Origin of the sequence: Pseudomonas sp. NPDC077451 (assembly GCF_044543345.1) — a bacterium.
GTDB lineage: Bacteria > Pseudomonadota > Gammaproteobacteria > Pseudomonadales > Pseudomonadaceae > Stutzerimonas.
In genome coordinates this window covers 119,096-131,052 of record NZ_JBITVX010000012.1, presented here as the reverse complement: position 1 = coordinate 131,052, position 11,957 = coordinate 119,096, and the positions used below count along the sequence as shown (strand labels likewise).

8 protein-coding genes are annotated in these 11,957 nt (G+C 59.0%); 7 read left to right on the top strand and 1 reads right to left on the bottom strand.

The window, feature by feature from the left end; genetic code table 11:
* Positions 1–228: 228 nt before the first annotated feature.
* Positions 229–1,905 (bottom strand): DNA repair protein RecN, encoded by a 1,677-nt coding sequence (recN, locus tag ACIGHL_RS17940; RefSeq protein WP_128120970.1) that lies wholly within the window; start codon positions 1,903–1,905, stop codon positions 229–231.
* A gap of 235 nt (positions 1,906–2,140) precedes the next feature.
* On the opposite strand from recN, the gene grpE reads away from it, so the two are divergent.
* The 7 genes from grpE (at position 2,141) to greA (ending at position 11,957) form a co-directional block, all read left to right on the top strand.
* Positions 2,141–2,710: a nucleotide exchange factor GrpE gene (gene grpE / locus ACIGHL_RS17935; RefSeq protein ID WP_128120971.1), complete on the top strand. Its 570-nt coding sequence runs from the start codon at positions 2,141–2,143 to the stop codon at positions 2,708–2,710.
* 96 nt (positions 2,711–2,806) lie between these two features.
* Entirely contained in the window at positions 2,807–4,720 is a 1,914-nt protein-coding gene (gene dnaK, locus ACIGHL_RS17930; protein WP_128120972.1) for a molecular chaperone DnaK, read from the top strand.
* Between the two features lie 171 nt (positions 4,721–4,891).
* On the top strand, positions 4,892–6,019 hold the full coding sequence (gene dnaJ / locus ACIGHL_RS17925; protein ID WP_128120973.1) for a molecular chaperone DnaJ: 1,128 nt from the start codon (positions 4,892–4,894) through the stop codon (positions 6,017–6,019).
* A 77-nt stretch (positions 6,020–6,096) separates the two neighbouring features.
* Positions 6,097–6,903, top strand: coding sequence for a 4-hydroxy-tetrahydrodipicolinate reductase (dapB, locus tag ACIGHL_RS17920; protein ID WP_045429732.1), 807 nt, complete (start codon positions 6,097–6,099; stop codon positions 6,901–6,903).
* Positions 6,904–7,095: 192 nt separating this feature from the next.
* Entirely contained in the window at positions 7,096–8,232 is a 1,137-nt protein-coding gene (gene carA, locus ACIGHL_RS17915; RefSeq protein WP_127838535.1) for a glutamine-hydrolyzing carbamoyl-phosphate synthase small subunit, read from the top strand.
* Positions 8,233–8,262: 30 nt separating this feature from the next.
* On the top strand, positions 8,263–11,484 hold the full coding sequence (carB, locus tag ACIGHL_RS17910; RefSeq protein ID WP_128120974.1) for a carbamoyl-phosphate synthase large subunit: 3,222 nt from the start codon (positions 8,263–8,265) through the stop codon (positions 11,482–11,484).
* Complete coding sequence (gene greA / locus ACIGHL_RS17905; protein WP_046162835.1) at positions 11,481–11,957, top strand: transcription elongation factor GreA; 477 nt, start codon at positions 11,481–11,483, stop codon at positions 11,955–11,957. The genes carB and greA overlap by 4 nt, the downstream gene beginning before the upstream one ends.

Genomic DNA, 11,957 nt, shown 5'->3' with positions numbered 1-11,957 from the left:
TATTGGCGGGTTTTGTTTTTCAGTGAATGACTGTTCGAGAACCACCGCTTCGCTTTTCGGCTATTTAGCCTATCAACGGCCAAGCGTTGGCCGCGTGCGTGCGCTCTGTTTGTATGCCAGTCAGTGCGAGCCGCAAGTAAGTAAGCGTAAGGTGGCTAGCTCCAAGGCCGCTAACTAGCCTTTCTTAGCAGACGAGGCGATCCTGAGTCGCAGTGCTTTTAAGTTTGATCAGGACGCTTGGGCAGAGTCGATCATCTGACGGGCATGCGCCAGTGCTTGCTCGGTCAGGTCGAGTCCGCCAAGCATGCGGGCGATTTCCTCAACCCGCTCGCCGCCATCTAGTGCAGCAACGGCTGTGTGGGTTTCCTCGGCACCGCGTGCCTTATGAACAAATAAGTGGTGGTGGCCTTGGGCAGCGACTTGCGGCAGGTGGGTTACGGTCAGCACTTGGCCTCGCTCGCCAAGTCGGCGCAGCAATTGGCCAACCACTTCTGCGGTTGGCCCACCGATGCCGACGTCTACTTCATCGAACACTAGAGTCGGGATGCGTGAGGTTTGTGCAGTGATCACCTGGATCGCCAGGCTGATACGCGACAGCTCACCGCCTGAGGCAACCTTTGCCAGCGGGCGTAATGGCTGGCCTGGGTTGGCGCTTACGAGAAACTCCACCTGTTCCAGTCCGTGCGGCATAAGGTCTCCGTCTGCTGCGGGCTTCAACACGACGCTGAATTTGCCGCCCGGCATGCCTAAACGCTGGATTTCCGCTTCGACTGCCTCTGCCAACGAATCGGCCGCGTGCTGGCGCGAAGCGCTCAGCTGTTCGGCCTTTTCTCGATAGTGCCTTTCATAGGCGGCGAGCTCCTCGCTGAGCTGCTCCAGTGCAGTGTCGTCGGCGTTGAGGCTTTCCAGTTCTTCGAAGAGGCGTTGCTGCAAGGCTGGTAATTCCGGCGGCTGAACGCGGTGTTTGCGCGCCAGCGTGTAAATGCTGTCGAGACGTTCTTCCAGTGTTTGCTGCCGCTGTGGGTCGGAATCGAAGTGATCGAGAAAGCGGTTGAGTTCGCCCACCGCTTCTTCGACTTGGATCTGTGCGCTGGAGAGTAGGTTGACGGCCTCGCCGAGCGCGCCTGGCTGGTTCTGGAACCCAGTCAGGCGCTGCAGGCTTGAGGTCAGCGCCGACAGCACATTGCCAGCGTCATTTTCGCTGCACAGCTCGATCACCTGGCGACAAGCGCCAAGCAGGTGCTCCGCGTTGGCGAGGTTCTTGTGCTCCTGCTCCAGGTGTTCTAGTTCGTCGTCACCTAGTGCCAACGTCTCGAGCTCTTCGAGTTGATAGCTAAGCAACTGGTGGCGGGCGCGCTGTTCGTCGCTGCTGCTGCTCAAGCGTTCTAAGCTTTGCCGGGTTTGCCTCCAGCGCTGCGCGGCCAGCTGCACCTGGCGGGCAAGATCCTGGCTGCCGCTGTACTCGTCGAGCAGCCGCCGGTGGGTATCAAGTTTGAGCAGTGATTGGTGTTCGTGCTGGCTGTGAATATCGATCAGCAATTCACCAAGCGCTTTCAAGTCACCCTGCGGGCAAGGCGTTCCGTTGATATAGCCGCGCGAACGCCCTTCGGCGGTGATCACGCGGCGCAGAATGCAAGGGCCATCGTTGTCCAGGTCTCGCTCGGCCAGCCAGGCTCGCGCATCTGGAATGTCATCCAGGTCGAAGCTGGCAAGAATGTCTGCCTTATCCGCGCCAATGCGCACCACGCTGCTATCGGCACGGTCGCCCAGAGTGAGGCCCAGAGCGTCCAGCATGATCGACTTACCTGCGCCGGTTTCACCGCTGATCACGCTCATGCCGCGTTTCAGCTCTAGATCGAGATGCTCGACGATCGCGTAATTGTGAACGGAAAGATGAACCAGCATGGCAGGGCTCCTGCGTTGGTGACTGGCTATTTATACAGTGCTTTCGCGTGCCTCATCAAGTTGCTCGGCATAAGCGGTACGTAAACAAAGCGGTCGGGTTCGCTCCGAAAATCTTTCCGAGTTTCGTGCGTACGAGTTTGAGATGTGAGTGCGCCCTTGAAGCAGATTTTGTCGCCCCCATATAGCGGCACAAGCGCGGGTCGACGCCCGCTGACGTATCGATGAGGAGGACCGCATGGCCGACGAGCAAAACCTGGATAACCAGACCCCCGAAGAGAACGAGACCGCGCAAGCAGAGGTGACCGAGGATTTAGCTGGCCGCGTGCATTCTCTAGAAGAGCAGTTGGCCGCAGCCCAGGATCAGTCTCTGCGTGTGGCAGCCGAGCTGCAGAACATTCGCCGTCGCGCCGAGCAAGATATCGAGAAGGCGCATAAGTTTGCGTTGGAGAAATTTGCTGGAGATCTCCTGGCCGTCGCGGACAGTCTGGAGCGTGGCCTCGAGTTGTCGAACCCGGACGACGAAGCGGTCAAGCCGATGCGTGAAGGTGTCGAGCTAACGTTCAAGTTGTTGCTCGACACCCTGGCACGTCATCAGTTGGTACAGCTGGACCCGCAGGGAGAACCCTTCAATCCTGAGCATCACCAAGCTATGGCGATGGAAGAAAGCACCCACGCAGAGCCTGGCAGTGTGCTCAAGGTATTCCAGAAGGGTTACCTGCTCAACGGACGTCTGTTGCGCCCGGCGATGGTAGTCGTCAGCAAGGCGCCGGCAGAAACCCCGCCTTCGATTGATGAGAAGGCTTGAATTTCGGCTAGCGACCCCCATCTCGTAGCCAAGCGTTTTTGTGTTACCCGCAGCCGGTAAACAGGCGCGGATCAATCAAAGTTCGGAGAGAAGCACATGGGCAAAATTATCGGTATCGACCTGGGAACGACCAACTCCTGCGTCTCCATCCTGGAAAACGGCAAGGCCAAGGTGATTGAAAACGCCGAAGGCGGTCGCACCACCCCATCGATCATTGCTTATGCCAATGACGGTGAGATCTTGGTTGGCCAGTCGGCCAAGCGTCAGGCCGTGACCAACCCGCACAACACGCTGTATGCGGTTAAGCGACTGATTGGCCGTCGTTTCGACGAAGAGGTCGTGCAGAAAGATATCCAGATGGTCCCTTACAAGATCGTCAAGGCGGACAATAACGACGCCTGGGTTGAAGTGAGCGGTCAGAAGATGGCACCGCCGCAGATCTCTGCAGAGATCCTGAAGAAGATGAAGAAGACTGCCGAAGACTATCTCGGCGAGCCGGTTACCGAAGCAGTCATTACCGTGCCGGCCTACTTCAACGACAGTCAGCGTCAGGCGACCAAAGACGCTGGCCGCATCGCTGGTCTGGACGTCAAGCGCATCATCAACGAGCCGACAGCGGCTGCGTTGGCGTACGGCATGGACAAGGCCAGGGGCGACCACACGGTCATCGTTTATGACCTGGGTGGCGGTACCTTCGACGTATCGGTGATCGAGATCGCCGAAGTGGACGGCGAGCATCAGTTCGAAGTGTTGGCCACCAACGGCGACACCTTCCTTGGTGGCGAGGACTTTGACATCCGCCTGATCGATTACCTCGTCGATGAGTTCAAGAAAGAAAGCGGCATGAACCTCAAGGGGGATCCGCTGGCAATGCAGCGCCTGAAGGAAGCTGCGGAAAAAGCCAAAATCGAGCTGTCTTCGAGCCAGTCGACCGACGTCAACCTGCCGTACATCACTGCCGACGCTACAGGTCCTAAGCACCTGAACGTAAAAATCTCCCGTGCCAAGCTGGAAGCGCTGGTCGAGGATCTGGTGCAGCGCACTATCGAGCCTTGCCGTATGGCAATGAAAGATGCCGGTATCGACGTGGCCAAGATCGACGACGTGATCCTTGTCGGTGGTCAGACCCGTATGCCGCTGGTGCAGCAGAAGGTTGCCGAGTTCTTCGGTAAGGAAGCGCGCAAGGACGTCAACCCGGATGAAGCTGTCGCTATGGGCGCCGCGATTCAAGGGGCCGTGCTGGCGGGTGACGTGAAAGACGTACTGCTGCTCGACGTCTCCCCGTTGACCCTGGGTATCGAAACCATGGGTGGCGTGATGACTGCGCTGATCGAGAAGAACACCACCATTCCGACCAAGAAATCGCAGGTGTTCTCGACGGCCGATGACAACCAGGGCGCAGTGACCATCCATGTGCTGCAGGGTGAGCGCAAGCAGGCGTCGCAGAACAAGTCGCTGGGCCGCTTCGATCTGGCTGACATTCCGCCAGCTCCGCGTGGTGTTCCGCAGATCGAGGTGACGTTTGACATCGATGCCAACGGCATCCTGCACGTGTCGGCGAAAGACAAGGCCACCGGCAAGCATCAGTCCATCGTGATCAAGGCCAACTCTGGTCTTTCCGAGGAGGAAATCGAGCAGATGGTGCGTGACGCCGAGGCCAATGCCGAGGAAGACCGCAAGTTCGAGGAGCTGGTGACCGTCCGCAATCAGGGCGATCAGCTGGTTCATGCGACCCGCAAGATGCTGACTGAGGCCGGCGACAAGGCTACCGAAGAAGATAAGGCCAACATCGAAAAAGCCATCGGCGAGCTGGAAGTTGCCATCAAGGGCGACGACAAGGCTGAGATCGAAGCCAAGATCGCGGCGGTCTCTCAGGCCTCCACACCACTGGCGCAGAAGATGTACGCCGAGCAGCCTCAAGGCGGCGAAGGCGAACAGGGTGGCGACAACGGGCAGTCCGGTGACGACGTGGTCGATGCTGAGTTCGAAGAGGTCAAGGACAACAAGTAAGCCGCGGCTTATGACCTCCATGAGTGGAGAGAGCGTAGAAGCCTGTATTTGGGCTGCTGCCTTTTGCTCCAGCCCGATGCGGTGATGTCGCGACGGGCCTAATCGCCGCGCGGGGGCTTGCTCCCGCGTCGGCGTGTCTGGAGGGTACGAATTTGAAGGTTCAGGAAACTTATGGCCAAACGTGACTATTACGAAGTGCTGGGTGTCGAGCGGGGCGCCAGCGAGGCAGAGCTAAAAAAGGCTTACCGTCGCCTCGCAATGAAGCATCATCCGGATCGTAATCCCGGAGACAAAGCCGCCGAAGACTCATTCAAGGAAGCCAATGAGGCTTACGAGGTGTTGTCCGACGCGAGTAAGCGTCAGGCCTATGACCAATATGGTCATGCCGGTGTCGATCCGCAAATGGGCGCTGGCGCGGGTGCGGCGTACGGTAACGCCAACTTCTCCGACATCTTCGGCGACGTGTTCAGCGATTTCTTCGCTGGCGGACGGGGCAGTTCGCGTGGCGGAGCTCAGCGCGGCAGTGATCTGCGCTACACCCTCGAGCTGGATCTGGAAGAGGCTGTGCGGGGCACCACGGTTACCATACGTGTGCCGACGCTTGTGGAGTGCAAGACCTGTGACGGTTCCGGCGCCAAGAAGGGCACCAGCCCGGTGACCTGTACCACCTGTGGCGGCATCGGCCAGGTGCGCATGCAGCAAGGTTTCTTCTCGGTGCAGCAGACCTGCCCGCGCTGTCATGGCAGCGGCAAGATGATTTCCGATCCTTGCGGCAGCTGCCATGGGCAAGGGCGCGTCGAAGAGCAGAAGACACTTTCAGTCAAAGTGCCGCCGGGTGTCGATACAGGTGACCGCATCCGTTTGACGGGTGAGGGCGAGGCGGGCGCTCAAGGCGGTCCGGCTGGAGATCTTTATGTGGTGGTCAACGTCCGCGAGCACCCAATCTTTCAGCGTGACGGCAAGCATCTGTTTTGCGAAGTGCCGATCAGCTTCGCTGACGCGGCGCTGGGCGGTGAACTGGAGGTGCCCACCCTCGACGGGCGGGTGAAGTTGAAAATTCCGGAAGGTACCCAGACCGGCAAGCAGTTCCGTTTGCGTGGTAAGGGGGTTGCCCCTGTACGTGGCGGTGCGGCCGGCGATCTGCTATGCCGGGTGGCGGTGGAGACGCCGGTTAACCTGGGCAAGCGCCAGCGCGAAATACTCGACGAGTTCCGCAAAACATTGCAGAGCGACAGCTCTCATTCGCCGAAAGCCAGCGGCTGGTTCGAGGGTGTGAAGCGATTTTTTGGCGATCTTTAACCCAGCGGCGAGCTGCAGGCGGCAGCCTTCCTGAAGGCGCCCTTGCAGCTTAAGGCTTGCAGCTTGGAGCTGTTTTTATGCGACGTATTGCAGTAACGGGCGCCGCGGGGCGTATGGGCAAGACGCTGGTCGAGGCTGTTCAGCAAACCTCTGGTGCTGCGGGCTTGACCGCAGCTATTGACCGGCCAGATAGCACCCTAGTGGGCGCTGATGCAGGTGAGCTGGCTGCTATCGGGCGGCTCGGCGTGCCGCTGATCGGTGAGGTTGCCAAGGTTGTCGACGAGTTCGATGTGCTGATCGATTTTACTCATCCTTCGGTCACGCTGAAGAACCTTGAGGTGTGCCGACGCGCCGGCAAGGCAATGGTGATTGGCACCACTGGGTTCTCGGTTGCAGAGAAGGAAAAACTGGCTGCTGCAGCACAGGATATCCCCATCGTGTTTGCCGCGAATTTCAGCGTCGGCGTCAACTTGTGCCTGAAGCTGCTTGATACGGCAGCGCGCGTGCTGGGCGACGAGGTCGATATCGAAATTATCGAGGCGCATCACCGCCACAAGGTCGACGCGCCATCGGGTACTGCGTTGCGCATGGGGGAGGTCGTTGCGCAGGCGCTTGGTCGCGATCTGCAGAAGGTTGCTGTTTATGGCCGCGAAGGGCAGACGGGCGCCCGTGCGCGGGAGACGATCGGTTTTGCCACCGTGCGTGCGGGCGACGTTGTGGGGGATCACACGGTGTTGTTCGCTGCCGAGGGCGAGCGAGTCGAGATCACCCATAAGGCGTCTAGCCGGATGACTTTCGCCAAAGGCGCGGTGCGTGCCGCGATGTGGCTGGAGCAGCAGCCGGCGGGGCTGTATGACATGCAAGATGTGCTTGGGTTGCGCTAATGAAGCGCTTCGCAGGGCGTTTTGGCTGATTGCGGCTGGACCTGAAAGGGCGGTTTCTGTAAGCTTCCCGTTTTAGTGTGTCCACTAAAAGTTGCGCAGAATGAATCAAATAAAAAGCGGGATGACCTTCACACGTCATCCCGCTTTTTTACAATCTGCGCTTGCTTCAGCCTTGATCTTTAGGGAGGTCTCTTGACTAAGCCAGCCATTCTCGCCCTTGCCGATGGCAGTATTTTTCGCGGCGAATCTATCGGCGCCGACGGCCAGACTATCGGTGAGGTGGTGTTCAATACCGCCATGACCGGCTATCAGGAAATCCTCACCGATCCTTCCTATGCCAAGCAAATCGTCACCCTGACCTACCCGCACGTTGGGAATACCGGCACAACCCCGGAAGACGCTGAATCCTGGAAGGTTTGGGCTGCCGGGCTGGTGATCCGCGACCTGCCTCTTATCGCGAGCAGCTGGCGCGACAAGCAGTCTCTGCCGGATTACCTCAAGGCCAACGGTACCGTGGCCATTGCTGGCATCGACACCCGCCGCCTGACCCGTATTCTGCGTGAGAAAGGCGCTCAGGATGGCTGCATCCTGGCGGGAGATGATGCAACCGAAGAGAAGGCGCTGGAGCTGGCGCGCAGCTTCCCCGGCCTCAAGGGCATGGACCTGGCCAAAGAGGTCAGCGTCAAGGAGCGCTACGAGTGGCGCTCGAGCGTCTGGTGCTTGGATAATGATGGTCATGCCGAGGTGCCTGCCAGCGAGCTGCCATACCATGTTGTCGCCTTCGACTATGGCGTGAAGTACAACATCCTGCGCATGCTGGTCGCGCGTGGTTGCCGTGTCACTGTATTGCCGGCCCAGTCACCGGCCAGCGATGCGCTCGCCCTGAATCCGGACGGCGTATTCCTCGCCAACGGCCCAGGTGACCCTGAACCCTGTGATTACGCGATCAAGGCCATTCAGGAAGTGCTTGAGACGGACATACCCGTGTTCGGGATTTGCCTTGGTCACCAGCTGTTGGCCCTGGCCTCAGGCGCCAAGACGGTGAAAATGCCTAACGGTCACCACGGGGCGAACCATCCGGTACAGGACCTCGATACCGGCGTGGTGATGATCACCAGCCAGAACCATGGCTTCGCCGTGGACGAAGCCAGCCTGCCGAGCAATTTGCGAGCGACGCACAAGTCGCTGTTCGACGGCACGCTGCAAGGCATCGAGCGCACCGACAAGGTCGCCTTCAGTTTCCAGGGTCATCCTGAGGCCAGCCCGGGTCCGCATGATGTTGCGCCGTTGTTTGATCGCTTCATCGACGCCATGGCCAAGCGCCGCTAAGCCCGCCGAGCACAGAATTCGAGAGAGACCATGCCAAAACGTACAGACATCAAAAGCATTCTGATCCTCGGCGCTGGCCCGATCGTTATCGGCCAGGCGTGCGAGTTCGATTATTCCGGCGCGCAGGCGTGCAAGGCGCTGCGCGAAGAAGGGTTCCGGGTCATCCTGGTCAACTCCAACCCGGCGACCATCATGACCGACCCGGCCATGGCAGATGCGACCTACATCGAGCCGATCAAGTGGGCCACCGTCGCCAAGATTATCGAGAAGGAGCGGCCCGACGCGCTGTTGCCAACCATGGGCGGCCAGACAGCGCTGAATTGCGCGCTGGACCTGGAAAAGCACGGCATCCTTGAGAAGTTTGGCGTCGAGATGATCGGCGCCAACGCCGACACTATCGACAAGGCCGAAGACCGCTCACGCTTTGACAAGGCGATGAAGAACATTGGCCTGGCGTGCCCGGTTTCCGGTATCGCGCACAACATGGACGAAGCCTACGGCGTCCTCGAGAAAGTCGGCTTCCCCTGCATCATTCGCCCTTCGTTCACCATGGGTGGCACCGGCGGCGGTATTGCCTACAACCGTGAAGAGTTCGAGGAAATCTGCGCCCGCGGTCTCGACCTGTCGCCGACCAGCGAGCTGCTGATCGACGAGTCGCTGATCGGCTGGAAGGAATACGAGATGGAGGTAGTCCGCGACAAGAAGGACAACTGCATCATCGTCTGCGCCATTGAAAACTTCGATCCGATGGGTGTGCACACCGGTGATTCCATCACCGTCGCCCCGGCGCAAACTCTGACGGACAAGGAATATCAGATCCTCCGTAACGCATCCCTGGCGGTGCTGCGTGAGATCGGCGTGGAAACCGGTGGTTCCAACGTGCAGTTCGGTATCTGCCCGAATACCGGCCGCATGGTCGTGATCGAGATGAACCCGCGTGTTTCGCGTTCCTCGGCGCTGGCTTCTAAGGCCACCGGCTTCCCGATCGCCAAGATCGCGGCCAAGCTGGCTGTGGGCTATACCCTCGATGAGCTGCAGAACGACATCACCGGCGGTCGCACTCCGGCGTCCTTCGAGCCCGCCATCGATTACGTTGTGACGAAGATTCCACGTTTTGCGTTTGAGAAATTCCCCAAGGCCGATGCGCGTCTGACCACCCAGATGAAATCTGTCGGTGAGGTCATGGCCATCGGTCGTACCTTCCAGGAATCGGTACAGAAGGCACTTCGCGGTCTCGAGGTGGGTGTATCCGGCTTCGATCCGAAGCTCGATCTGGCTGATCCGGAAAGCGAGGGCACGCTCAAGCGCGAGCTTACCGTGCCGGGCGCAGATCGCATCTGGTATCTGGCCGACGCTTTCCGCGCTGGAAAGTCGGTTGCCGAAGTCTTCGATCTGACACGGATCGATGAGTGGTTCCTGGTGCAGATCGAGGATCTGATCAAGGAGGAGGAACGGATCAAGACCATGGGCTTGTCCAGCATCGATCGTGATGTGATGTACAAGCTCAAGCGCAAGGGCTTCTCTGACGCGCGGCTGGCCAAGCTGCTCGGCGTGACCGAAAAGAACCTGCGGGCCCATCGCCATAAGCTCAAGGTGCTGCCGGTCTACAAGCGCGTCGACACCTGCGCCGCCGAATTCGCCACCGACACAGCCTACATGTACTCGACCTACGAGGAGGAGTGCGAGGCCAATCCGTCGAGTCGCGACAAGATCATGATTCTCGGTGGCGGACCGAACCGTATCGGTCAGGGCATCGAGTTCGACTACTGTTGCGTACATGCGGCGCTGGCGCTGCGTGACGATGGCTATGAAACCATCATGGTCAATTGCAACCCTGAGACCGTTTCCACTGACTACGACACGTCAGATCGTCTGTACTTCGAGCCGGTAACCCTGGAAGACGTATTAGAAATCGTCCGTGTTGAGCAGCCTAAGGGCGTGATCGTGCAGTATGGCGGTCAGACTCCGCTGAAGCTGGCTCGTGCTCTCGAAGAAGCGGGTGTGCCAATCATCGGTACCAGTCCTGACTCCATCGACCGGGCCGAAGATCGCGAGCGCTTCCAGCAGATGGTCGAGCGCCTGAACCTGCGCCAGCCACCAAACGCTACAGCCCGTAGCGAAGAAGAGGCGCTCGCCGCCTCGAAAGTGATCGGTTATCCGCTGGTGGTGCGTCCGTCTTATGTACTCGGCGGTAGGGCGATGGAAATTGTCTACCAGGAAGAAGAACTCAAGCGCTACATGCGCGAAGCGGTGAAGGTGTCGAATGACAGTCCGGTGCTGCTCGATCACTTCCTTAACTGCGCTATCGAAGTTGATATCGACGCGGTGTGCGACGGCGAACACGTGGTTATCGGCGCGATCATGCAGCACATCGAGCAGGCTGGCGTACACTCGGGCGACTCTGCCTGTTCCTTGCCGCCTTACTCTTTGTCGCGGCATATCCAGGACGAGATCCGGGATCAGGTCAAAAAGATGGCCCTCGAGCTCGGTGTGGTCGGCTTGATGAACGTGCAAATGGCCGTTCAGGGTGAAGACATCTTCGTGATCGAAGTGAACCCGCGTGCGTCACGCACCGTTCCCTTTGTATCAAAGTGCATTGGCGTGTCGTTAGCAATGATTGCCGCACGCGTCATGGCCGGCAAAACACTGGCGGAAGCTGGCTTGACCGAAGAGATCATTCCGAACTTCTATAGTGTCAAGGAAGCGGTATTCCCCTTCGCCAAGTTCCCGGGTGTCGATCCGATTCTCGGCCCCGAAATGAAATCCACCGGTGAGGTGATGGGTGTCGGCGACAGCTTCGCCGAAGCTTTTGCCAAGGCACAGCTAGGTGCGAGTGAAATCCTGCCGAATAGTGGATGCGCCTTCATCAGCGTGCGTGACGACGATAAGCCGCACGTTGCGCAGGTCGCTCGTGACCTCGTCGAACTGGGTTTTGAAGTGGTTGCAACTGCTGGGACCGCCAAGTTGATCGAGGCTGCCGGATTGCCGGTGCGTCGTGTCAACAAGGTTACTGAGGGTCGCCCGCACGTTGTCGACATGATCAAGAATGACGAGGTCACTCTGATCATCAATACTACCGAGGGGCGTCAGTCCATCGCCGACTCCTATTCAATCCGTCGTAATGCTCTGCAGCACAAGATCTGCTGCACCACGACCTTGGCTGGTGGGCAGGCGATTTGTGAGGCGCTGAAGTTCGGGCCCGAGAAGACTGTACGTCGTTTGCAGGATCTCCATGCAGGAATCAAGGCATGACCAAATACCCAATGACTGTCCAGGGTGCGCGTGCCCTGGAAGAAGAGCTGCACCATCTCACCAAGGTGCTTCGCCCCAAGCTCAGTCACGACATCGGCGTGGCGCGCGAACTGGGGGATCTTAAGGAAAACGCCGAGTATCATGCCGCGCGCGAACAGCAGGGCATGGTCGAAGCGCGGATTCGTGATATCGAGGGGCGTCTGCAGAATGCCCAAGTCATTGATGTCAGCAGCATCCCGCACACCGGCAAAGTGATATTCGGCACGACCGTTGAGATTGCCAATGTCGAGACCGACGAGCGTGTCACCTACCAGATCGTGGGTGAAGACGAGGCGGAGATCAAGCTGGGCAAGATTTCGGTAGGCTCGCCTATAGCACGCGCTCTGATTGGCAAGGTGGAGGGTGACGTCGCTGTGGTGAAGACTCCGGGTGGGTTGGTCGAGTTTGAGATTGTCGAGGTTCGCCATCTCTGA